Here is a 22,918-nt window from a genome sequence, read left to right as displayed (position 1 = left end):
GGCGAATGAAACCACCAGTCGATAGTGTCGGCAGACAAGTGCGCCGAAAGGACTCCACGCATGGGCAACGTCGCCAGGTGGAAGGTGGCCGTGCTGGCGTTGCTCCTCGGGCTGGTGAGCACCGTGCTGACCGCCTGCGGCAGCTCCAATCCGCTGGGCGGCGGAACGGTGTCCGGGGACCTCAAGACGATCGCCGTCGGCTCCGCGGACTTCCCGGAGAGCAAGATCCTCGCCGAAATCTACGCGCAGGCCTTGGAAGCCAACGGCTTCACGATCTCCCGCCAATTCGGCATCGGCAGCCGCGAAACCTACGTCCCGGCGGTCCGGGACCACTCCATCGACCTGATCCCCGAATACACCGGCAACCTGTTGAACTACTTCGACCCGACGTCGACCGTGACGAAACCCGACGCGATCGAGTTGGCCCTGCTGCGGGTGCTTCCCGGTGACCTGTCGATGCTGCCGCCCTCGCCGGCCGAGGACAAGGACACCGTCGCCGTCACCCGCGAGACCGCCGAGAAGTGGTACCTCAAGACCATCGGCGATCTCGCCGCGCACTCCGCCGAGGTCAAGTTCGGTGGGTCCTCGGAATTCCTCGACCGCGCCGAGGGCCTGCCCGGGCTCAAACAGAACTACGGCCTCGATATCCCGCGGGGCAACTTCGTCTCGATCAACGACGGCGGCGGCCCCGCGACGGTGCGCGCGCTGGTCGACGGCACCGTGACCGCCGCCAACATCTTCAGCACCGCACCGGCGATCCCGCAGAACGACCTCGTGGTCCTCGAGGATCCCAAGAACAACTTCCCGGCCGCCAACGTCATGCCGCTGGTCAGCTCGCAGAAGAAGTCCGACGAGCTCAAGACCGTGCTCGATGCGGTCTCGGCCAAACTCACCACCGAGGCGCTCATCGAGATGAACAGCGCGGTTTCGGGTAACGCCGGCGTCGATCCCGACGAGGCCGCCCGAAAATGGGTCCAGGACAACGGCTTCGACAAGCCGGTCAGCGGATGATCGTCTTCGACGGCGTCACCAAACGGTATCCCGACGGCACCGTCGCCGTCGACGATCTGACCCTGGAGGTGCCGACGGGCACGCTCGCGGTGTTCGTCGGGCCGTCGGGCTGCGGTAAGACCACCTCGATGCGGATGATCAACCGGATGATCGACCCGACGTCGGGCACGCTGACCGTCAACGGCGACGACGTCACCGCCGTCGACCCCGTGAAGCTGCGGCTGGGCATCGGTTACGTCATCCAGAGCGCGGGCCTGATGCCGCACCAACGCGTCGTCGACAACGTCGCAACGGTGCCGGTGCTCAAAGGCGAATCCCGGCGCGCCGCACGCAAAGCCGCACTCGGCGTACTCGAACGCGTCGGGCTGGATCCCGCGCTGGGCAACCGCTATCCCGCCCAACTGTCCGGCGGCCAGCAGCAGCGGGTCGGGGTGGCGCGGGCGCTGGCCGCCGACCCGCCGATCCTGTTGATGGACGAGCCGTTCAGCGCGGTGGACCCCGTGGTCCGCGAAGAGCTGCAGACCGAAATCCTGCGGCTGCAAAGCGAACTGCAGAAGACGATCGTGTTCGTCACCCACGACATCGACGAGGCCATCAAGATCGGGGAGAAGGTCGCGGTATTCGGTCGGGGTGGCGTGTTGCAGCAGTACGACGCACCGGCCCGGCTGCTGTCCAATCCGGCCAACGATTTCGTCGCGGGGTTCATCGGTGCCGACCGCGGCTACCGAGGCCTGCAGTTCCGTCACTCCACCGGCCTTCCGCTGCATGACATCCGGTCCGTCACCGAAGCGGAGGTCGACGCGCTCGCCTTGGGCCCGGGCGACTGGGTGCTGGTCAAAAAGCCCGACGGCACCCCGTATGCGTGGATCGACGCCGACGGGGTGCAGTTGCACCGCAACGGCAGCTCGCTCTACGACAGCACCACCGCGGGCGGATCGCTGTTCACCCGCGAGGACTCGTTGCGTCAGGCGCTCGACGCCGCGCTGTCGGCGCCGTCGGGCGTCGGGGTGGCCGTCGACGCCGACGGTAAGCCGATCGGCGGTGTGCTGGCCGACGACGTGCTGGCGGCGCTGAAGGAACAGCGGGCCGGCTAGTGCGCTACCTGCTGACCCATCTCGACGCCGCCTGGGCTCTGACGGTGATCCATGTGCGGCTGTCGCTGATGCCGATCGTGCTCGGGCTGCTGATCGCCGTGCCGCTGGGTGCGCTGGTGCAGCGGACCGCCTACCTTCGGCGGTTGACGACCGTGACGGCGAGCATCATCTTCACCATTCCGTCACTGGCGCTGTTCGTGGTGTTGCCGTTGATCATCCCGACCCGGATCCTCGACGAGGCCAACGTCATCGTCGCGCTGACGCTCTACACCTGCGCGCTGCTGGTGCGCGCGGTGCCCGAAGCGCTCGACGCCGTGCCCGAGGCGGTGCGCGACGCCGCCACCGCGGTCGGCTACCGCCCGCTGTTCCGGATGCTCAAGGTCGAACTTCCGTTGTCGATTCCGGTGCTCGTCGCCAGCCTGCGCGTCATCGCGGTGACCAACATCTCGATGGTGTCGGTCGGGTCGGTGATCGGCATCGGCGGGCTGGGAACCTGGTTCACCGAGGGCTACCAGTCCAACAAGAGCGATCAGATCATCGCGGGCATCATCGCGATCTTCCTACTGGCCATCGTCGTCGACACCCTGATCATGCTCGCCGGCCGGGCGGCGACGCCCTGGACCCGCACCGCGCGGATCAGCCGCGCCGATCGGATCAAGGCGGTCGCCGGATGAGCCCGATGGACTTTCTTTCCGACGCGCTGTCGTTCATCTTCACCGCCGCCAACTGGGGCGGGCCTGCGGGCATCGCCGCGCGCATCGGTGAGCACGTGGAGTACACCGTGCTGGCGGTGGTCTTCTCGGTGCTGATCGCGGTCCCGATCGGGATGCTCATCGGGCACACCGGGCGGGGCACGTTCGTCATCGTCACCGGCGTCAACGCATTGCGCGCGCTGCCCACGCTGGGGGTGCTGCTGCTCGGGGTACTGCTGTGGGGCCTCGGGTTGGTTCCGCCGACGGTCGCGCTGATGTTGCTGGGCATCCCGCCGCTGCTCGCAGGCACCTACGCCGGTATCGCCAACGTGGAGCCCACCGTCGTGGACGCGGCCCGCTCGATGGGCATGACCGAACGGCAGGTGCTGCTGCGCGTCGAGGTGCCCAACGCGCTACCGCTGATCCTGGGCGGGTTGCGCACCGCCACGTTGCAGATCGTGGCGACCGCGACCGTCGCGGCCTACGCCAGCCTCGGCGGTCTGGGCCGTTACCTGATCGACGGCATCAAGGTGCGCCAGTTCCACATCGCGTTGGTCGGCGCGCTGATGGTCACCGCGCTGGCGCTGATTTTCGACGCCGCGCTGGCGTTCGCTGTCTGGGTGTCGGTGCCCGGTTCCGGGCGGTTACAGAAACTGCGTCGCATGCCGCAGCCGTTGCTCGGCGACGAGGTCGCGCTCGAATCCCGGCAGCGGGCGCCCGCGACCGGTGGTTCGGAGCCGCGCTACGGGCGAGGGGACCCGTCGCTTACCGTAGAGGGGTGAGCGACGCAGGCAATACCGATGCGACCCAGAACGCATGGCCGGCGATGTTGACGTGGCAGGCGCACGATTTGGCGCGCATGGAGTCGGTGCGGGTGCAGCTGGCCGGCAACCGGATCAAGGCCTACGGCCGGATCGTTTCGGCTGCGACCGCGTCGCATCCGGCGTTCTCCGCGTCCTACAACCTGGTGACCGACGAGGCCGGAGCCACGAACCGGCTCTCGCTCACCGTTACCCTCGCCGAGCGGGAACGCCAGCTGTCGATCGCCCGTGACGACGAGAACATGTGGCTGGTGCAGGACCACACCGGCCAGTCGACCCGCTCTGCCTTCGACGGCGCACTCGACGTCGACGTGGTCTTCAGCCCGTTCTTCAACGCCCTGCCGATCCGGCGCACCGGGCTGCATCAGCGCTCGGACTCGGTCACCTGCCCGGTGGTCTACGTGCGGCTGCCGGAGGTCTCGGTGGCCACCGCGATGATCAGCTACAGCAGCGCGGCCGACGGGATCAAACTGCACTCGCCGGTCGCCGACACCACGATCACCGTCGACGCCGAGGGCTTCCCCCTCGACTATCCAGGGTTGGCAGAGCGAATCTGATCACCGCGCCTGCGCGGCCCGCGGCGGCGAGTTCCTCACGCCAGCGCTCTTCCCCGATGGCGATCGTCACGATCTCGGGCCTGCCGAAGCTGTCGTAGCGCACCCGGGCGGCGTGACCGGCGTCGACCAGATCGCTCAGCGGATTCTTGGCGACCAGCGCGTCGCGGGCATGGCTCAGCAGCTCCAGCGTGCGGTCCAGCACCGGAACCAGCTGTTCGGCGTTGGCCTCACACATCGCCCGCACCAGGTCCGGCGCGGTGGCCGCGACGCGGGTGCCGTCCCGAAACGACCCGGCGGCCAGCGCGAACGCCAGCGGAACCTCACCCGCCGTGACGGCGAGCGCCTCGGCGAGCAGATGCGGCAGATGCGAGATCGTGGCGGCCGCCGCATCGTGTTCGTCCGAACGGGCGGGTACGACGAACGCGCCGCAGTCCAGCGCCAGCTCCATCACCTGGGCCCAGACGTCGGGCCGGACGTGGTCGTCCACGCTGATCACCCACGGCGCGTCGACGAACATCCTGGCGTCGCCGGCCGCCCAGCCCGAGTGCGCAGTGCCGGCCATCGGGTGGCCGCCGACGAAGCGGTCCAGCAGCCCGAAAGATTGGATCTCTTGCAGCACAGCACTTTTCACGCTGGTGACGTCGGTCAACGGGCACTCGGGAGCGGTCTCGGTGACGTGGCCCAACATCTGCGGCAGCGCAGGCATCGGAACGGCCAGCACGATGAGCGCCTTGCTATCGGACGCCCGGACCAGCGCCGCGTCGATGTCGTCGGTGGCGTCGTAGCCGTCGGCGCTGGCGGCCGCGACGGCCTCCACCGAGCGGTTGTAGCCGAAAACCTCCCGCCCGGCGGCCGCGGCGGCGCGCATCACCGAGCCGCCGATCAATCCAAGGCCGACCACGCATACCGGCGTTTTCGTCACCTGTTCAGGTTGGCACATCTCGTGGCATCGCCCGACGTCAGGCTCCAGGTGCTCTCCTGGTAAATGACCTGGTCGGCGACTACCGTAAGCCGACATGGGAGCACAGCGTGCGCCGGCACGAGAGCAAACCGATACGCCGGACGGCTTCGGTGTCGCGGTCGTGCGTGAAGACGGTAAGTGGCGTTGCGCACCGATGCGTCGAGCGGCTCTGACGAGCTTATCCGCCGCCGAGACCGAACTTCGCGAATTGCGCAGCGCCGGAGCGGTCTTCGGGTTGCTGGACGTCGACGACGAATTCTTCGTGATCGTCCGGCCCGCCCCGGCAGGCACGCGGCTGCTGTTGTCGGACGCCACCGCCGCGCTGGACTATGACATCGCCGCCGAGGTGCTCGAGGAGCTGGACGCCGACATCGGCCCGGAGGACCTCGACGAAGCCGAACCGTTCGAGGAAGGCGACCTGGGCCTGCTGTCCGACGTCGGCCTCCCCGACGGGGTGCTCGGGGTGATCCTCGACGAGACCGACCTGTACGCCGACGAGCAGCTGGGCCGGATCGCCCGCGAGATGGGCTTCGCCGATGAGCTGTCGAAGGTGCTCGACCGCCTGGGCCGATGACGTGCGATTTGTGTGCGTTTTGTTGCGCGTACCGCTCGTAAGCGCACACAAATCGTGAGGAGGACGGACGAAGAGCTCATCCGCGCCGCGCTGGACGCCGCCCGCGGTGCGGGATCCCGTGACGTGCCGATCGGCGCGGTGATCATCGGGCCCGACGGCACCGAGTTGGCCCGCGCCGCCAACGCCCGCGAAGCGCTGGGTGACCCGACCGCGCACGCCGAGATCGTGGCGATGCGGGCCGCCGCGGCTGCCCTCGGCGACGGCTGGCGGCTGGCGGGCACCACGCTCGCGGTCACCGTCGAGCCCTGCACGATGTGCGCGGGAGCGCTGGTCATGGCGCGGGTGGCGCGGCTGGTGTTCGGGGCCTGGGAACCGAAGACGGGGGCGGCGGGCTCATTGTGGGACGTGGTCCGCGACCGGCGGTTGACGCATCGCGTGCAGGTGCGCGGCGGGGTGTTGGCTGATGAGTGCGCTGCGCCGCTCGAGCAGTTCTTCGCTGGGCAGCGATTCGGGCGTGAAAACTTTCGCTGAGCGAAAAGAAATCACACCCAAGCCGCCGCATTTGGGCTGTCGGTGCGCTGGTCGGTAAGCTGCAACGCGGTGGCGTGTCCGAGCGGCCTAAGGAGCACGCCTCGAAAGCGTGTGACGGGTAACCCCCGTCCGAGGGTTCAAATCCCTCCGCCACCGCCAATGCCCTCCCCAGCGCGCCGACCGGACGGAAACCGTACTTATCGGCGGGTGTGGGGAAGGCCCGCTATTGTCTGAAACGTCACTAAAGAAGGGTCAGGGCGACCACGGTGACCAACGTGGGAGGCCTGGTTACTGGTGCGTGCGCTTTACGACCCCGAGTCAGCGGGTGGCGATGTGATTTCGACGGGCGGCAGCAGCCGGCCATTCTCGGTGCTCCTCGTCGAGGACGACCGAGCTGACGCGATTCTGGTTGAGGAGTTGATCGCCGACGCCACGGCGGAGATCGCCGTGCGGTGGGCCCCGTCGATGGAGGCGGCCGAGCAGATGTTGGCCGCGCAGCGCCCGGACTGCGTGTTGCTGGACCTGAACCTGCCCGACGCCGACGGCATCAAGGCGCTCGACCTGGTGGCCAGGCGCGACCCCACGATGCCGATCGTCGTGTTGACCGGCCTTCACGACGAGCACTTCGGAGTCTCGGCCGTCGCGGCGGGTGCGCAGGACTATCTGGTCAAGGGCCGCGTGGAGCCGGAGACCCTGCACCGCGCGCTGCTGTATGCCGTCGAGCGCAAACGCGCCGAGTTGACCGCGGTCGAACTGCACGCCAGTGAACTGCGCGCCAACGAGAACGCCCGGCTGGAGCGTGGGCTGCTGCCGTCGCCGCTGCTGTTGGATCCGCCCGGTGTCGACATCGTCGCTCAGTACCGGCCGAGCCGGCAGCACGCCCTGCTCGGCGGCGACTTCTACGATTTCGTCCAGACCCCGGACCGCACCGTGCACGTCATGGTCGGCGACGTGGCCGGACACGGGCCCGACGAGGCCGCGCTGGGCGTGGCGCTGCGGATCGGGTGGCGGGCGTTGACCTTCGCCGGACTGCGCGGCAACGAGCGGATGCGTCAGCTGGAACGCGTGCTGACCACCGAACGTCCCGGTTCGAGCATCTTCGCGACGGTGCTGTCGGTCGCCATCCACCCCGAAGGACTGGGTTTCGACGTCGTGTCGGCCGGTCATCCCGGCATGCTGGTGCACGGCCCGGACACCGTGGAATGGCTGGAACCCGCGGTCGGGCCCGCGCTCGGGCTCAACGGCTACCTGTGGCCGTTGAACAAGTTCGACCTCCCGCCCGGGCACGGCCTGGTACTGCTCACCGACGGCCTGTTCGAGGGGCGGTCGGGCCGGGGTAACGAGCGCCTCGGCGAAGCGGGCCTGCTCGAGGTGGCCAGGTCCTACGCGCACCTGCCGCCCGCCGAGTTCGTCAGCGCGCTGATCGATGACGTCGACCGGCGCGCCCAGTCCGTCGGCGGGATCAGCGACGACATCGCCGTCGTGCGGGTGGAGCGGACGGCGGGCGAATGAGATGGCCGCCCACGGTGCAGGGCTGGCAGAACCTCGTGCTCTCGATCATGGTGATCGTGGTGCTGGCCGGGGGCGTCGCGGTCGCGGTGCTGTTCGCCAGAACCGACGACGTGACCCGTGCCCTGACCTTCGACGTTCAGCCGGCGCGCATCGCGGCCTACCAGTTGCAGGGCGCGCTGCGTGACCAGGAGACGGCGGTGCGCGGCTATGCGATCACCGCGAACCCACTGTTCCTGGAGCCCTACTTCAAGGGCCGAGACCTCGAACGCGACACTGCGCAGGAGATTCGGGATCTCGTCGGGTACCGACCGGAGCTGATCGGCGATCTGGACGCGGTCGAGCAGGGAGCGGCGGCGTGGCGCGAGTCGTATGTGGAACCGCTGATCGCCGCCGTGGCTCCGGGCCGACCCGCGATTCTGGACGCCGGCACCGCCGAGCGCGGCAAGGCGGAATTCGACGTGTTGCGGTCGATGTTCGACGTGCAGAACCGCAACCTGCTGCAGGCCCGCCAGGACGCCGTCGCCGAACTCGAACAGATTCGCTTGTGGCGCAACGTGATTCTGGCCGCACTCGCCGCGATGTTTCTGCTGGCCACGGTTCTGCTGGCGGTGCTGGTGCGCACCGCCGTCACCCGGCCGCTTTCGGTGCTGGCCGCGGCCTGCCGCAAGATCACCGATGGCAGTTTCGACGAGAAGATCGTGCCGCGGGGTCCGAGGGACATCCGCGCGATCGCCACCGACGTCGAAGACATGCGCCAGCGCATCGTCGAGGAACTCGAGTCGACACGCTCGGCGCGCGCACAGTTGGCCGATCAGGCGCTCGAACTGCAACGCTCCAACTCCGAACTGGAGCAGTTCGCCTATGTCGCCTCGCACGATCTGCAGGAACCCCTGCGCAAGGTGGCCTCGTTCTGTCAGTTGCTAGAAAAGCGCTACGGTGACCAACTCGACGGCCGCGGCAAGGAATACATCGGCTTTGCCGTCGACGGCGCCAAACGCATGCAGGTTCTGATCAACGACCTGTTGACGTTCTCCCGCGTCGGCAGGCTCAACTCGACCGAGGCGCAGGTCAGCCTCGACGACGCACTTGACGACGCGCTGGCGAACCTGGCCACGGCCATCGACGAGACCGAGGCCGAGATCGTGCGCAAGGGACAGTTGCCGCAGATCACCGGCGACCCCACGTTGCTGACAATGCTGTGGCAGAACCTGATCGGCAACGCGATGAAGTTCCGCCGGGACGGCGTCACGCCCCGCATCGTCATCGACTGCGAGGTCGATTCCGACGAGCGTGGCGGTTCCTGGCTGATCACCGTGACCGACAACGGGATCGGCATCTCCGAGGAGTTCGCGGACAAGGTGTTTGTGCTCTTCCAACGGCTGCACGGTCGCGACGTCTACACCGGAACCGGTATCGGGCTGGCGTTGTGCAAGAAGATCGTCGAACACCACGGTGGCGGCATCTGGATCGACACCGACTACACCGACGGAGCCAGGTTCCGTTTCACGATTCCCGTCGCTGATCCCGTCGCTGCAGGGGAACCCGCCGCGGCCGCTCTGGAAGGAGACACCGCATGACATCTGGTCGGGCGATAGACGTCTTGCTCGTCGAGGACGACCCGGGAGACGAGCTGATCACTCGGGAGGCCTTCGAACACAACAAGATCAACAACACCCTGCACGTCGCCCACGACGGCGAGGAGGGGCTGGATTTCTTGTACCGGCGCGGCCGCTTTCAGGACGCGCCGCGGCCGGACCTAATCCTGCTCGACCTCAACCTGCCGAAGTACGACGGACGGCAACTGTTGGAGAAGATCAAATCCGATCCGGACCTGAGCCACATCCCGGTGGTGGTGCTCACCACGTCCTCGGCGGAAGAGGACATCCTGCGCAGCTACAAACTGCATGCCAATGCCTATGTCACCAAACCGGTGGATCTCGACCAGTTCATGAACGCCGTGCGCCAGATCGACGAGTTCTTCGTCCAGGTGGTCCGGCTTCCGAATTCCTAACCGGAGTCGGTCACGTCGACGCTGATGCGCACCGTGGTGCCGGTGTCCGAGGCGTCCAGTTCGACGCGGTCGCCGACCGCGCGCATGATCGCCATGCCCCGGCCGCGGGTGCCCGGCTGGCGGGGCGGTGTCCGCCAGGAGCCGAAATCGGTGACGCACACCACAACCCGGTCACCCTCCCGGGCGGCCTCCACCTGGACCACGCCGGACTCGTCGCCGCGGTAGGCGTGTTCGATGCAATTGGTGGCCGCCTCGTTGGCGGCCAGCACCATGTCGGTGGCGATCTGGTCGGGCACCTGCGTCGAGGCCAGCCAGGACGACAGGCGGCGCCGGATGTCTGCCAGTCGATCCGCGGTCGCCGGTACCTCGATTCGAAGCGAGTCCATCGGACGAGGATGCGTATCGATCGGCACGCTCCCCCTGTACCCCTTGGCTCGTAAACTCACGCAACGCGCGAGTTCGACCATAGGGGATGTGGCTACCGGTAGAAGGTCCAGCTGTAGTCGGCGGTCCACGCGCCGTCGATGCAGCTGAGCGGCACCCCGTCGGGTGACTGCGCCACGCCGGTGTCCTCACCGCAGGGAAGCCGCAGCGTGCGCACCCCGACGAGCGGCGGCGCCGCGATCCAGACGCTGCGCGAACTGCACGCCAGCGTGTTACCCGAGGCATCGACACCGAAGTTGTAGCGGGTGTTCTGCACGCAATGCTCGCCGGCGGCGGCGGTGCGATTGAGATAGGGGACACAGTCCGGCCCGTCGCAATAGCCCGGCGACGCCGTCGCGGGCCCCGCGACAACCATCGGTGCGGCCAGCAGTCCGCACGCCATCACTACTGCGGCAAAGAACTTCATGGCGACAAGCCTAGGTATCGGAGCGGCCGTCCGCGTATGGTTTCGCTTCATGAAGCTGGTACTCGCCGCAATGGTCACTGCCGGAGCCGCCGTCGCGCTGGCTCCTCCCGTCCACGCCGACTCCGTCGCCTACCTCGTCAACGTGCATGTTCGGCCCGGTTACAACTTCCCCAACGCCGAGGCCGCGATCGGTTACGGCAACAGCATCTGCGAGCGAGTCGGCGCACAGGTGGGTTACGCAGAACTGGTCGAGCAGGTGAAGGCGGACTTCCACACCAGCGACTACTACCAGGGCGCCTACCTGATCAACCAGGCCGTCAACGAGTTGTGCCCGGCACAGATCTGGCAGTTGCGGCAGTCCGCGGCCGGGTACACGTTGCCCGCCGTCACACCGTAGGTACTCGCAAGGCAGACACAGCAACGGCGGCGCCCCGGTCAGGGACGCCGCCGCCTCGCTGTCAAGCTATTGGGTCGCCTATGGGCAGGTGACCTCGATCTCGAAGGGCTTCTCCACCGGCTGCATCGGGTTGGCCATGTCCACGCCGGTGGCCGTGCCGGTGATGTGATAGCTGTTGCCGTCCTTTTCCGCGGTGGCTTCACCCTGTCCGGTGCCGCTCTGGTAGCCCAGCGTCACACCGTTGACGTTGCCCAGACCGACCGACGTCACCGTGGGTTCGTCACCCTCGCTGACCACGGCCGCGATGCCGGTGGCCGCGTCGCCGATCGCGATGTTCATGTTGCCGCCCATCGCGCTGCACACCACCGTGCCGGTGACTTCCTGATCCTGGCCGTCGATGGTGACCCTGGTTTCGCCCGAGCCCGCTTCCGCGGTGGCGGTGGCCTCAGCGGTGGTCTCGGCAGTGGTCTCCGCAGTCGCGGCTGGGCTTTCGTTTTCCGCTGACGTGCTGCTGTCGTCCGATGAACAGCCGGTCAGTCCTGCGACCACGATCGCCGCGCCGCCTATGGCGACCAGTAATCCATGCTTCACCACTGTCTCCTTTGTGTAGTTGTGATCCGTCAAGATCGGCAGACCATCCTCAGGCAGTATGGTGCGCGGCATCGGCCGCGACGGGCGATTTGGGCGAAAAAAAGCGGCGACCGCGGGTCCGCCGGTGCGTCAGCAGGACACCTTGATCGCGAATGTGCCCGAGGTCCGGAAGCTCGGATTGTCGGTGGCGAAGCCGTCGGCGGTGCCCGTGATGTCGTAGGTTCTGCCGATCATCGAGACTTCGGAGGCGGCCGTGTCGCCGAGGCCGTTGTTGTAGCTGCCGGTGAAACCGCCGAGATCGCGGATCGTGACCGACTCGGCCACCAGCTCGTCGCGGTTGGAGATCATGGCGGTGACGCCGGCGGCCTCGTCGCCGGTGGTGATGGTGGTCAGCGTTCCGGTCGAATCGCACTGCACGGCATCGGTGACGCCGGTGTCCTGACCGTTGACGGTGACCTGCGCCGTGCCGGAGACCAGTGTGCCCGGCGCGGGTTGGTATTCCGGCGGGGCCGACGAGCACCCGGTCAATGCCCACCCGAAAGCCGGCGCCGATGCGCAGGCGACAATCCACCGCAACCTCACAGTGGGAGAATCTACGGCGTGGACGGCCCGTTTTTCAGCATTGAGTCAGAACTGCCGGGCCGACTCGGTCGGGCGGGGGTGATCCGAACGCCGCACGGCGACATCCACACCCCGGCCTTCATTCCGGTGGGCACCCAGGCCACGGTCAAGGCCGTGCTGCCAGAAACCATGAAAGAGATTGGTGCACAAGCGGTCCTGGCCAACGCCTACCACCTCTATCTGCAGCCGGGGCCCGATATCGTCGCGGCGGCGGGCGGTTTGGGCAAGTTCATGAACTGGCCGGGGCCGACGTTCACCGACAGCGGCGGGTTTCAGGTGCTGTCGCTGGGCGCGGGCTTTCGCAAGGTGCTGGCGATGGACGCCGAGCGGGTGCAGGCCGACGACATCATCGCCGAGGGCAAGGAGCGGCTGGCCGACGTCGACGACGACGGGGTGACGTTCCGCTCGCATCTGGACGGCTCCACCCACCGGTTCACCCCCGAGGTGTCGATCGGCATCCAGCACCAACTCGGCGCCGACATCATCTTCGCGTTCGACGAGCTGACCACGTTGGTCAACACCCGCGGCTACCAGGAGCGCTCGGTACAGCGCACCCACGACTGGGCGGTGCGGTGCATCGTCGAACACCGCCGCCTGACCCGCGCCGACGGCGCCGGACCGCGGCAGGCGTTGTTCGGTGTGGTGCAGGGCGCCCAGTACGAGGACCTGCGCAGGCAGGCGGCGCGCGGGCTGACCGAGATCGTCGGCGACGACGGGGTCGGCTTCGACGGGTACGGCATCGGCGGGGCGTTGGAGAAACAGAACCTGGCCACCATCGTCGGCTGGGTCAGCAGCGAACTGCCCGCCGACAAACCCCGGCACCTGCTCGGTATCAGCGAGCCCGACGACCTGTTCAACGCCGTCGCCGCCGGCGCCGACACCTTCGACTGCGTGTCGCCGTCACGCGTCGCGCGCAACGCCGCGGTCTACTCCGCGACCGGGCGCTTCAACGTCACCAACTCCCGCTACCGCCGCGACTTCGGGCCCATCGACGACGAGTGCGACTGCTACACCTGCGGCCACTACACCCGCGCCTACCTGCACCACCTGTTCAAGGCCAAGGAGCTGCTGTCGGCGACGCTGTGCACCATCCACAACGAACGCTTCGTGATCAGGCTGGTCGACCAGATCCGGGAGGCGATCAAAGCCGGTGACTTCGACGAGCTACGCGAAAAAGTGTTGGGCCGGTACTACTCGACACGTGCACAATAGACAGATGAGCTCGACCGCGGACCCGCAGGCGCTGCTGCTGACGCTGCTCGACCCGTCGAACCGGGCGGACCCGTACCCGGCCTACCGGCAGATCCGGGACGCCGGACCGATGCGACTGCCGGAGATGACGTTGACGGTCTTCTCCTCGTATGCGCATTGCGACGAGATCCTGCGCCATCCGTCGTCGGCCAACGACCGGTCGAAGGCCACGCTCGCGCAGCGCCAGGCCGCCGGCGAGGAGGCCGAGACGCGACAGGTGGGCCCGCCGAGCTTTCTGTTCCTCGACCCACCCGACCACACCCGGCTGCGCGGGCTGGTCAGCAAGGCCTTCGCGCCGAAGGTGGTCAGGGCGCTAAAGCCCGACATCGTCGCGATGGTCGACGCGCTGCTGGACAAGGCGGCCGACGCGGGGCAGTTCGACGTGGTCGCGGATCTGGCCTATCCGCTTCCGGTCGCGGTGATCTGTCGGCTTCTCGGTGTCCCGATCGACGACGAGCCGCATTTCAGCCGGGCCTCGGCGATTCTGGCCAGGGCGTTGGATCCGATCTACACCGTCACCGGGCAGGCCCACGGCAACTTCGACGAAATCGTGGACGCCGGGCTGTGGCTGCGCGAGTACCTGCGCGACTTGATCGCACGGCGACGCGCCGAGCCCGGCGAGGACCTGATGTCGGCCCTCGTCGGCGTGGAGGAGGCCGGAGATCAACTCAGCGAAGATGAGATCGTTGCGACCTGCAACCTGCTGCTCGTCGCGGGCCATGAGACGACGGTGAACCTGATCGCCAACGCGACGTTGGCCCTGCTTCGCCACCCTGCGCAGTGGAATGCGCTGCGCGACAACCCGCAACGGGTGTCGGCCGTCGTCCAAGAGACACTGCGGTACGACCGCCGGTGCAGCTGACCAGCCGGATCGCCGCCGACGATATGACCGTCGGCGACGTCGCGATTCCCAGGGGTGACGTGATGATGCTGCTGCTGGCGGCGGCCAACCACGATCCCGCCGCCGTCGAACGCCCCGGTGAGTTCGATCCCGACCGGGGGACCATCCGGCATCTGGGGTTCGGCAAGGGTGTGCACTTCTGTCTCGGCGCGCCGCTGGCCCGGCTGGAGGGAGCCGTCGCGCTTTCCGCGCTCACCGCCCGGTTCCCGCGCGCGCGGATGGCCGCCGAACCGGTGTACAAGCCGAACCTGACGCTGCGCGGGATGGCTTCGCTTTCCGTGGCGCTGCAGTGAAATCACGGTATAGCGTCCTAGCCCATGCGGATTCTGTTGGTCGGTGCCGGCGGGGTGGGGGCGGCGTTCTGCTCGATCGCCGTGCGTCGAGGGTTCTACGACGCGCTCGTCGTCGCCGACTACGACGAGAGCCGCGCACAGCGGGCCGCCGCGGCGGGTGACGCGCGGTTTCGCGCCGCGCACGTCGACGCCGGTTCGGCCGATGCGGTGGCCGAACTCGTTCGGCGCCACGGCATCACCCATGTGCTCAACGCCGTCGATCCCCGGTTCGTGATGTCGATCTTCACCGGCGCACTCGCGGGCGGCGCGGACTATCTCGACATGGCGATGAGCCTGTCGCGGCCCGATCCGGACAAGCCGTACGAACTCACCGGCGTCAAACTCGGCGACGAGCAGTTCGCCGACGAGGCCCGGTGGACGGCGGCGGGCCGGCTGGCGCTGGTGGGCATCGGCGTCGAACCGGGGCTGTCGGATGTGTTCGCGCGCTACGCGGCCGACCACCTGTTCTCCGAGATCGACGAGCTCGGCACCCGCGACGGGTCCGACCTGGCCGTCGACGGCTACGAGTTCGCCCCGTCGTTCTCCATCTGGACCACCATCGAGGAGTGCCTCAACCCACCGGTCATCTGGGAGGCCGGCCGCGGCTGGTTCACCACCGAACCGTTCAGCGAGCCCGAGGTGTTCGACTTTCCCGACGGCATCGGTCTGGTCGAGTGCGTCAACGTCGAGCATGAGGAGGTGTTGTTGATGCCGCGCTGGATCGACTGCAAGCGTGCGACGTTCAAGTACGGGCTCGGCGAGGAGTTCATCGACGTGCTCAAGACGCTGCACAAGCTCGGCCTGGACCGCACCGAGAAGGTCCGGGTAGGGCCGGTCGAGGTCAGTCCGCGCGATGTGGTGGCCTCCTGTCTGCCCGATCCCGCCACACTGGGCCCGAAGATGCGCGGTAAGACATGCGCGGGGGTGTGGGTGACGGGCACCGGCTCCGACGGCAACCCGCGCTCGACCTACCTGTATCACGTCGTCGACAACGAGTGGTCGATGGCCGAGTACGGGCACCAGTGCGTGGTGTGGCAGACCGCGATCAATCCCGTTGTCGCGCTGGAGCTTCTGGCCAACGGAACCTGGTCGGGCTCCGGGGTTCTGGGACCGGAGGCCTTCGACGCCGTGCCGTTTCTGGAACTGTTGACGGCCTACGGTGCGCCGTGGGGCCAGATGGAGCTGTGATGCCCGAAGAACTCGCCGCCGACCAGGCCGCCGCGCGCCTGCGACCCGCCGACACGCTCGGGATGCCGCTCGGTCCCGGCCAGCCGCCTGCGGTGTTGCGTGCCCTCGGCGAGCGCGACGACTGGACGGATCTGCGCGTCTACGGCGCATTGCTCGCGGTCGGCACCGAACTGTTCTCCCGACCCGGGGTGCGCTATCTGTCGGGCTTCTACGGACCTCTGGAGCGCGCACTGCTCGGCGCGGGCGCCGACATCGAGTTCGTGCCCGCCGACTTCCGCCGGTTCGGGCCGCTCATGGAGCATCAGGCGCCGCGGGTGATGACGACCGTGGCCACCCCGCCCGACGCGGACGGTTGGTGTTCGCTCTCACTGCACGCAGGCGGCACCGTCGACGAGTTGCGCCGTGCGGGCGCCGATCCCGACCGAGTGCTTGTCGTCGAGGCCTCCGACGCGTTCCCCCGAACCTTCGGGCTCGGCGAAAAATGGCGCCACGCACTGCATGTCGACGAGATCGACATCCTGGTCAACTCGACCGAGGCGCCGCTCACGCTGCCCGGTGGCGATGCGGAGCCCACCGACGTCGACAAGGCGATCGCGCGGCACGCCGTCGCGTTCATCCCGCCGGGAGCCACCCTGCAGACCGGCATCGGCTCCATCCCCAATCAGATCGCCACGCTGCTCGCCGACGGCGACGGCGGCGAATACGGCGTGCACAGCGAGATGTTCACCGACGGCTGCATGCGGCTGCACCGGGCGGGCAAGGTCACCAACAACAGGAAGGGCCAATACGCCGGGGTGAGCGTGACGACGTTCGCGTTCGGCTCGGCCGAGCTGTATGCGTGGTTGAACGGTAACGCCGAGGTCGCCTTCCTTCCGGTCGGGATCGTCAACGCGCCGGAGGTGATCGGCGCCAACCACGACATGATCTTGATCAACGGCGCGCTCGCGATCGACGTGCACGGCCAGGTGGTCGCCGACACCATCGGCGGCAGCCAGTTCAGCGGCGTCGGCGGCGCCGAGGACTTCGTCGCGGGCGCCGGCCTCGAACTGTCGGACCGCTCGCTGATCTGCCTGCCGTCCACGTTCGAGAAGGACGGGGTGCTGCAGTCGCGGATCGTGCCGCGCTTCGACGCGGGCGCCCTGATCACCACTCCCCGACACCACGTCGACGTGATCGTCACCGAATACGGCGCCGCGGAGTTGGAAGGCAGAACCGTGCGCGAGCGCGCCGAGGCGCTCGCCGACATCGCCCACCCCCGGTTCCGCGACGCCCTGGTTCAGTCCGGGCGGTAGATCCAGGGTTGACGCGGCAGGCGCGACGGCTCGAACTGCGCCAGCATCTCCTCGAGATTGTCCGCCCGCCAGCCTAACGACGCGCCGATCTGCGCCATCGCGCGTCGCCGGCCGATCTCGGCGAGCGTCACGGCGCCGTCGCGTTTGGCCAACCGGACGCCGTCCTCGTTGAGCACCAGGGCGACGTGGGCGTACGTCGGCTCCGGGTAGCCGAGCAACCTGGCCAGATAGGCCTGCCGGGGTGCGGACGCCAGCAGGTCGTCGCCGCGCACCACCTGATCGATGCCCAGAGCCGCGTCATCCACGACCACCGCGAGGTTGTAGGCGGGGACCCCGTCACCGCGACGCACCACGAAGTCGTCGACGGCGCCGGTGTAATCGCCGTGCAACAGGTCGTGGACGGTGTGTACGAGCGCGTCGGTGCGCAATCGCAGCGCCGGCGGACGACCGATCTCGGCGCGTCTGGCCTCGCGCTGCGCATCGGTGAGCTCTCGGCAGGTTCCCGGGTAGGCCCCCTCCGGCGCGTGTGGAGCGCGTGGCGCCTGCGCGATATCTCTTCGGCTGCAATAACATTCGTATAGCAGTCCGGCATCGGCGAGTTCGGCGATGGCGGCGTCGTAACGGTCGCGGTGCCGGGTCTGCCACTCCACCCGATCCCAGGTCAGCCCGATCTCGGCGAGGTCGGCCAACTGGTGCTCGGCGATGGCCGGGTCCGTGCGGTCGTCGAGGTCGTCGACGCGGATGACGAAGTGCCGACCGGTGGACCGGGCGAACAGCCAGGCCAGCACCGCGGTGCGCAGGTTGCCGATGTGCAGATCGGCCGACGGGCTCGGCGCAAACCTGCCTGCAGTCACCCCAAAAATGTAACGGTGTACAAACAGTGCCGCGCTGGGTATATAGCGCTAGTCGGGGGGACCGCACACAAGGAGGAACTGTGGATTCCGAAGGCTCCGCCAGCACGCAGGACGCCGGACCCCACGAAGAGCCGGGCACCGTCAGAAAGGCCATCGCGGCCTCGGCCGTCGGCAACTTCACCGAATGGTTCGACTACGGTCTGTACGCCTACGGGGTCTCCTACATCGCCACGGCGATCTTCCCCGGTGACGGGGCCACGGCGACACTGCTGGCGCTGATGACGTTCGCGGTGTCCTTTTTGGTCCGGCCGCTCGGCGGGTTCGTCTGGGGCCCGCTCGGCGACCGACTGGGCCGCCGCAGGGTGCTCGCTGTCACGATCCTGCTGATGGCAGGCGCCACCCTGTGCGTCGGGCTCGTGCCCAGCTACGCCGCGATCGGGTTGTGGGCGCCGGCGCTGATGGTGCTGCTGAGGATGATCCAGGGCTTTTCCACCGGCGGTGAGTACGGCGGTGCCGCGACGTTCATGGCCGAGTACGCGCCGACACGCCGTCGCGGGGTGTTGGGCAGCTTCCTGGAATTCGGCACCCTGGCGGGGTTCTCGGCCGGCGCGCTGATGATGCTCGGCTTCTCGTTGGTGCTCACCGACGACCAGATGAACACCTGGGGCTGGCGGCTGCCGTTCCTGATCGCCGCCCCGCTCGGCCTGATCGGGCTGTATTTGCGGTCGCGGCTGGACGAAACGCCGGTGTTCAAGGAGTTGTCGGAGTCCGGCCAGCGCGAGGACGACATCAAGAACCAGTTCCGCGACCTACTGCGCGAGTACTGGAGTCCGATCCTGCGCCTGGGCGGGCTGGTGGTCGCGCTCAACGTCGTCAACTACACGCTGCTGACCTACATGCCGACGTATCTGGAGAACACCATCGGGCTGTCCACCGACATGTCGCTGCTGGTGCCCATCATCGGCATGCTCTCGATGATGCTGGTGCTGCCGTTGGCCGGGCTGCTGTCCGATCGCATCGGGCGCAAACCGGTCTGGTGGATCTCGCTGATCGGGCTGTTCGTCGCGGGCATACCGATGTTCCTGCTGATGTCCACCGGCGTCGTGGGCGCCGTGATCGGCTTCGCCGTGCTGGGCCTGCTGTACATGCCGCAACTGGCCACGATCTCGGCGACGTTCCCGGCGATGTTTCCCACCCAGGTGCGCTATGCCGGGTTCGCGATCGCTTACAACGTGTCGACGGCGATCTTCGGCGGCACGGCCCCGGCCGTCAACGACTGGATGATCAACACCACCGGCGACGGCCTGTTCCCGGCCTACTACATGATGGGGGCGTGCGTGGTGGGCGCGATCGCCCTGCTCAAGCTGCCCGAGACCGCGCGGTGCCCGATCGGCGGCACCGAAATTCCCGGCACCGCGGAAGCACCGCCACAGTTGGACTACGAACTCGAGGACAGCCGCAGCTGAGCACAACGGGCGCCCGCGGCGCCTAACCCGGCGAGCGGACTGCCGTTTCGGGGAGGTAAAGTGCTCCCGTTGCCGTGACGGAACTCGAGTTCCGCCCATCGGCGCACGATGGGAGGCGGCGATCGGTGCTCCGACTGATGGCAAGAACGTGGATGCCACTGGTCCTCGTGGTCGTGGTCTCGATCGGGGCATACGCGGTGGTCCGCATCCGTGACACAGTCACCGACCGCCGGGCGGCCACGGCCGTCGACGCGAATTCCGGTCTGACCGAACCGTTCAACCCCAAGCACATCACCTACGAGTTGACCGGTCCGGGTGGCCACGTCGACCTCGACTATCTGGACGAAAACGGTCAACCCCATCGGATCGACGCCGCGACCTTGCCGTGGTCGTTCACCATCGTGACGACGCTGCCCTCGATGTCGGCCAACATCGTCGCGCAAGGGGACGCCGACGTCGAGAGCCTGCGCTGTCGAGTCGTGGTCGACGGTCAGGTACGTGATGACCGCAGCAACGACGAGGTTCACCCGTTCGTCTACTGCTTGGTGAAGTCCGTATGAGCACAACGCATTCCAAGCCGGGTCGTCCACTCGTCGCCCGGTTGGTGCGGATCCTCTCGATTCCGATCATCCTGTTCTGGGTGCTTCTCGCGGTCGTCCTGGGCGTGCTCACCCCGCCTCTGGACGCGGTCGCCGACGCACATTCGGTGTCGCTGGCCCCGCAGCAGTCGCCCGCTTTCCAGTCGATGATGAACATCGGGGCGGTGTTCGAGGAGTTCGACACCGACTCCACGGCGATGGTGGTGCTCGAAGGCCGAGACAAGCTCGGCGAGGGCGCTCACGCGTACTACGACCAGATCGTGGCCAAGCTGAAGGCCGACGGCGCCCACGTCCAATTCCTGCAGGATTTCTGGAGTGATCCGCTGACGGCGGCGGGTTCGCAGAGTCCGGACGGCAAGGCCGCCTACGTCCAGGTCTTCCTCGAAGGCGCGCAAGGCACGACCCCCAGCCACGAATCGGTGGCGGCGGTGCGCGACATCGTCGAGTCGGTTCCGGCGCCGCCGGGAGTGCAGGCCTACGTGGCGGGCAACACCGTGCTCAACGTCGACACCAGCATCGCCGGGCACAAGTCGATGGCGACGATGGCGCTGGTATCGATCGGCGTCATCCTGTTGATGCTGCTGCTCGTCTACCGCTCGGTGGTGACCACCCTGCTGGCGCTGTTGATCGTCGGCATCGAACTCTTTGCCGCACAGGGAGTCACAGCCACCGCGGGCAACCTCGACCTGATCGGCCTGACGCCCTATGCGGTGAGCATGGTGACGATGCTGTCCATTGCCGCCGGAACGGACTACGTCATCTTTTTGCTCGGGCGCTACCACGAGGCTCGTGCCACCGGTTTGAACCGGGAAGATGCGTATTACACGGCGTACCGGGGTGTTTCGCACGTGATCCTCGGGTCGGGCCTGACCATCGCGGGCGCTTGCCTGTGCCTGACCATGACGACGCTGCCGTACTTCCAGACGATGGCGCTGCCGTGCGCGATAGCACTTCTGGTCATCGTGGCCGCGGCCCTGACGTTGGTGCCGGCGATCCTGGTGACCGGTTCGCGGTTCGGTCTGTTCGACCCCAAGCGGGAACTGTCCACCCGCGGTTGGCGCAAGGTCGGCACGACCGTGGTGCGCTGGCCCAAGCCGGTCATCAGCGTTGCCGCGCTGGTCGCCGTCATCGGATTCGTCAGCCTGCTGACCTACGTGCCGCAGTACAACGACGACAAGTTCACCCCCGCCGCCATGCCCGCCAACGTCTCGATGGCCGCCGCGCAACGGCACTTCTCCGAAGCCCGGATGAACCCCGAGTTACTCATGCTCGAAGCCGACCACGACCTACGCAACCCGGCGGACATGCTGGTCATCGACCGGGTGGCCAAGAGTGTTTTCCACATGCGCGGTATCGAGCGGGTGCAGACGATCACCCGCCCGCTCGGTGCGCCGATCGAGCACAGTTCCATTCCTTTCCAGATCGCGATGCAGAACTCGGGGACCCTGCAGACCGCGAAGGTGATGAACGACAACACCGCCCAGATGCTCGAGCAGGCTGATGAGTTGGGCGAGACCGTCGCCAACCTCGAACGCATGTACGGCCTCATGCAACAGGTCACCGCCACCACGCACGACATGGTCGGCCGAACTCACGACATGGTGGACACCACCAGCGAATTGCGCGACAGCATCGCCAATTTCGACGACTTCTTCCGGCCCCTTCGCAATTACTTCTACTGGGAACCGCATTGTTACGACATCCCGATCTGTTGGTCGCTGAGGTCGATTTTCGACTCGCTCGACGGGATCGACCGACTCGCCGACCAACTGCAAGGCGTCACCGGTGACCTCGACCAGCTGGACCGATTGATGCCGCAGATGTTGGCGACCATCCCGCCGACGATCGAGTCGATGAAGACGATGCGCAACTTCATGCTGTCGACGCACAGCACGATGGCGGGTATCCAGGCGCACTCCCAGGAGCTCGCGCAGGGCGCCACGGAGATGGGCCTGTACTTCGACCAGGCCAAGAACGACGATTCGTTCTATTTGCCGCCCGAGGTCTTCCAGAACCCGGACTTCGAGCGCGGACTCAAGATGTTCGTGTCACCCGATGGCAAGGCCGTCCGGATGATCATCACCCACCAGGGTGATCCCGCTTCGGTGGATGGCATCGCGCACATAGACGGAATCACTGACACCGTCGCCGACGCGGTCAAGGGCACACCGCTGCAGAACGCGAAAGTGTCGTTGGCCGGTACGGCCTCGCTCTATCACGACATGCAGAACGGGGTCGTCGTCGACTTGATGATCGCGGTCATCGCCTCGATGATCCTGATCTTCGCGATCATGCTGATGATCACCCGCAGCGTCGTCGCCGCGCTGGTGATCGTCGGAACCGTCGCCGCGTCGTTGGGGACCGCCTGCGGTCTGTCGGTGCTGCTGTGGCAGGACATCCTGGGGCTGGGGGTGCAGTGGATCGTGATGCCGCTGTCGGTGGTGATCTTGTTGGCAGTCGGCTCCGACTACAACCTGCTGGTGGTGTCGCGGCTCAAGGAGGAGATCCACGCCGGCCTGAACACCGGCATCATCCGCGGGATGGGCGCGACCGGCCGCGTCGTGACCGCCGCCGGCCTGGTGTTCGCGTTCACGATGATGTCGATGGTCGTCAGCGATCTGCGGGTGATCGGCCAGCTCGGTATGACCATCGGCATCGGGTTGTTGATCGACACACTGATCGTGCGGTCGTTCATGACCCCGTCGATCGCCGCGGCGCTGGGCCGCTGGTTCTGGTGGCCGCTGAACACCTTCGAGATCGTCGACAGGTACCGCCTGAAGCGAGCCGCAGGGTGAATCACGCACCGCGCGGC

At 67.3% G+C, this 22,918-nt stretch carries 23 protein-coding genes, 1 tRNA gene and 1 pseudogene; 19 read left to right on the top strand and 6 right to left on the bottom strand.

All coding sequences use genetic code 11. From position 1 onward, the window contains the following. Window positions 1–60: 60 nt before the first annotated feature. From ABQE89_RS23175 to ABQE89_RS23155, 5 genes are read left to right on the top strand one after another with little or no spacing between them, the layout of a single operon-like run. Entirely contained in the window at window positions 61–1,011 is a 951-nt protein-coding gene (locus ABQE89_RS23175) for an ABC transporter substrate-binding protein (protein WP_448421028.1), read from the top strand. After that, window positions 1,008–2,105, top strand: coding sequence for an ABC transporter ATP-binding protein (locus ABQE89_RS23170; protein WP_448421026.1), 1,098 nt, complete (start codon window positions 1,008–1,010; stop codon window positions 2,103–2,105). The genes ABQE89_RS23175 and ABQE89_RS23170 overlap by 4 nt, the downstream gene beginning before the upstream one ends. Beyond that, window positions 2,105–2,779: an ABC transporter permease gene (locus tag ABQE89_RS23165; RefSeq protein ID WP_448421024.1), complete on the top strand. Its 675-nt coding sequence runs from the start codon at window positions 2,105–2,107 to the stop codon at window positions 2,777–2,779. Before ABQE89_RS23170 ends, ABQE89_RS23165 begins: the two co-directional genes overlap by 1 nt. A 5-nt stretch (window positions 2,780–2,784) precedes the next feature. Beyond that, window positions 2,785–3,579 (top strand): ABC transporter permease, encoded by a 795-nt coding sequence (locus tag ABQE89_RS23160; protein ID WP_448421076.1) that lies wholly within the window; start codon window positions 2,785–2,787, stop codon window positions 3,577–3,579. A 44-nt stretch (window positions 3,580–3,623) separates the two neighbouring features. Continuing rightward, window positions 3,624–4,175, top strand: a complete 552-nt coding sequence (locus tag ABQE89_RS23155; RefSeq protein ID WP_448421074.1) for a putative glycolipid-binding domain-containing protein — start codon at window positions 3,624–3,626, stop codon at window positions 4,173–4,175. On the opposite strand, the gene ABQE89_RS23150 is transcribed toward ABQE89_RS23155, so the two are convergent. Next, complete coding sequence (locus tag ABQE89_RS23150) at window positions 4,117–5,097, bottom strand: prephenate dehydrogenase (RefSeq protein ID WP_448421022.1); 981 nt, start codon at window positions 5,095–5,097, stop codon at window positions 4,117–4,119. The genes ABQE89_RS23155 and ABQE89_RS23150 overlap by 59 nt on opposite strands. A 94-nt stretch (window positions 5,098–5,191) precedes the next feature. Between ABQE89_RS23150 and ABQE89_RS23145 the strand changes: the two genes are divergently transcribed. The 6 genes from ABQE89_RS23145 (at window position 5,192) to ABQE89_RS23120 (ending at window position 9,764) form a co-directional block, all read left to right on the top strand. Continuing rightward, the gene (locus ABQE89_RS23145; RefSeq protein ID WP_069403410.1) at window positions 5,192–5,710 is read left to right on the top strand and encodes a tRNA adenosine deaminase-associated protein; all 519 of its coding nucleotides are present in this window, start codon (window positions 5,192–5,194) and stop codon (window positions 5,708–5,710) included. 54 nt (window positions 5,711–5,764) lie between these two features. Then, window positions 5,765–6,241: a nucleoside deaminase gene (locus tag ABQE89_RS23140; protein ID WP_448421020.1), complete on the top strand. Its 477-nt coding sequence runs from the start codon at window positions 5,765–5,767 to the stop codon at window positions 6,239–6,241. Window positions 6,242–6,309: 68 nt separating this feature from the next. Continuing rightward, window positions 6,310–6,400 (top strand) — tRNA-Ser (locus ABQE89_RS23135). Between the two features lie 174 nt (window positions 6,401–6,574). Beyond that, the gene (locus ABQE89_RS23130) at window positions 6,575–7,753 is read left to right on the top strand and encodes a PP2C family protein-serine/threonine phosphatase (RefSeq protein WP_448421018.1); all 1,179 of its coding nucleotides are present in this window, start codon (window positions 6,575–6,577) and stop codon (window positions 7,751–7,753) included. Continuing rightward, window positions 7,750–9,330: a sensor histidine kinase gene (locus ABQE89_RS23125; RefSeq protein WP_448421016.1), complete on the top strand. Its 1,581-nt coding sequence runs from the start codon at window positions 7,750–7,752 to the stop codon at window positions 9,328–9,330. The genes ABQE89_RS23130 and ABQE89_RS23125 overlap by 4 nt, the downstream gene beginning before the upstream one ends. Then, complete coding sequence (locus tag ABQE89_RS23120) at window positions 9,327–9,764, top strand: response regulator (RefSeq protein ID WP_448421014.1); 438 nt, start codon at window positions 9,327–9,329, stop codon at window positions 9,762–9,764. Before ABQE89_RS23125 ends, ABQE89_RS23120 begins: the two co-directional genes overlap by 4 nt. Here the strand turns inward: ABQE89_RS23120 and ABQE89_RS23115 are convergent. Continuing rightward, complete coding sequence (locus ABQE89_RS23115; protein ID WP_448421012.1) at window positions 9,761–10,150, bottom strand: ATP-binding protein; 390 nt, start codon at window positions 10,148–10,150, stop codon at window positions 9,761–9,763. The genes ABQE89_RS23120 and ABQE89_RS23115 overlap by 4 nt on opposite strands. 92 nt (window positions 10,151–10,242) lie before the next feature. Continuing rightward, complete coding sequence (locus tag ABQE89_RS23110) at window positions 10,243–10,614, bottom strand: hypothetical protein (protein WP_448421010.1); 372 nt, start codon at window positions 10,612–10,614, stop codon at window positions 10,243–10,245. 49 nt (window positions 10,615–10,663) lie between these two features. Between ABQE89_RS23110 and ABQE89_RS23105 the strand changes: the two genes are divergently transcribed. Then, a complete protein-coding gene (locus ABQE89_RS23105) occupies window positions 10,664–11,011 on the top strand; it encodes a DUF732 domain-containing protein (protein WP_448421008.1) in 348 nt (115 codons plus the stop codon). Window positions 11,012–11,089: 78 nt separating this feature from the next. On the opposite strand, the gene ABQE89_RS23100 is transcribed toward ABQE89_RS23105, so the two are convergent. Together ABQE89_RS23100 and ABQE89_RS23095 are read right to left on the bottom strand one after the other, a co-directional pair. Next, window positions 11,090–11,602, bottom strand: coding sequence for a lipoprotein LpqH (locus tag ABQE89_RS23100; RefSeq protein WP_448421006.1), 513 nt, complete (start codon window positions 11,600–11,602; stop codon window positions 11,090–11,092). Window positions 11,603–11,731: 129 nt separating this feature from the next. Then, complete coding sequence (locus ABQE89_RS23095) at window positions 11,732–12,184, bottom strand: lipoprotein LpqH (RefSeq protein WP_448421005.1); 453 nt, start codon at window positions 12,182–12,184, stop codon at window positions 11,732–11,734. An 18-nt stretch (window positions 12,185–12,202) separates the two neighbouring features. On the opposite strand from ABQE89_RS23095, the gene tgt reads away from it, so the two are divergent. The 4 genes and pseudogenes from tgt to ABQE89_RS23075 all read left to right on the top strand — a co-directional run bounded on the left by tgt (window position 12,203) and on the right by ABQE89_RS23075 (window position 17,187). Then, window positions 12,203–13,435 carry a tRNA guanosine(34) transglycosylase Tgt gene (tgt, locus tag ABQE89_RS23090; protein WP_448421003.1) on the top strand — a complete coding sequence of 411 codons (1,233 nt, stop codon included), beginning with the start codon at window positions 12,203–12,205 and terminating at the stop codon, window positions 13,433–13,435. A 4-nt stretch (window positions 13,436–13,439) separates the two neighbouring features. Continuing rightward, window positions 13,440–14,668 (top strand): annotated as a pseudogene (locus tag ABQE89_RS23085) (cytochrome P450). Between the two features lie 24 nt (window positions 14,669–14,692). Further along, window positions 14,693–15,895: a saccharopine dehydrogenase family protein gene (locus ABQE89_RS23080; protein WP_448421001.1), complete on the top strand. Its 1,203-nt coding sequence runs from the start codon at window positions 14,693–14,695 to the stop codon at window positions 15,893–15,895. After that, complete coding sequence (locus ABQE89_RS23075; protein ID WP_448420999.1) at window positions 15,895–17,187, top strand: acetyl-CoA hydrolase/transferase family protein; 1,293 nt, start codon at window positions 15,895–15,897, stop codon at window positions 17,185–17,187. Before ABQE89_RS23080 ends, ABQE89_RS23075 begins: the two co-directional genes overlap by 1 nt. Here the strand turns inward: ABQE89_RS23075 and gluQRS are convergent. Then, entirely contained in the window at window positions 17,172–18,041 is an 870-nt protein-coding gene (gene gluQRS, locus ABQE89_RS23070; protein ID WP_448420997.1) for a tRNA glutamyl-Q(34) synthetase GluQRS, read from the bottom strand. The two genes, ABQE89_RS23075 and gluQRS, sit on opposite strands and share 16 nt — an antisense overlap. Before the next feature lie 80 nt (window positions 18,042–18,121). On the opposite strand from gluQRS, the gene ABQE89_RS23065 reads away from it, so the two are divergent. From ABQE89_RS23065 to ABQE89_RS23055, 3 genes are all read left to right on the top strand, one after another. Beyond that, window positions 18,122–19,507 (top strand): MFS transporter, encoded by a 1,386-nt coding sequence (locus ABQE89_RS23065; RefSeq protein WP_448420995.1) that lies wholly within the window; start codon window positions 18,122–18,124, stop codon window positions 19,505–19,507. Between the two features lie 137 nt (window positions 19,508–19,644). Further along, entirely contained in the window at window positions 19,645–20,067 is a 423-nt protein-coding gene (locus ABQE89_RS23060; protein ID WP_448420993.1) for an MmpS family transport accessory protein, read from the top strand. Beyond that, window positions 20,064–22,901 carry an MMPL/RND family transporter gene (locus ABQE89_RS23055; RefSeq protein ID WP_448420991.1) on the top strand — a complete coding sequence of 946 codons (2,838 nt, stop codon included), beginning with the start codon at window positions 20,064–20,066 and terminating at the stop codon, window positions 22,899–22,901. Before ABQE89_RS23060 ends, ABQE89_RS23055 begins: the two co-directional genes overlap by 4 nt. Window positions 22,902–22,918 lie beyond the last annotated feature (17 nt).

Source organism: Mycolicibacterium sp. XJ1819 (genome assembly GCF_053483675.1).
Note: the sequence above shows the minus strand (reverse complement) of the source record. Positions and strands in the feature narration are given on the sequence as shown.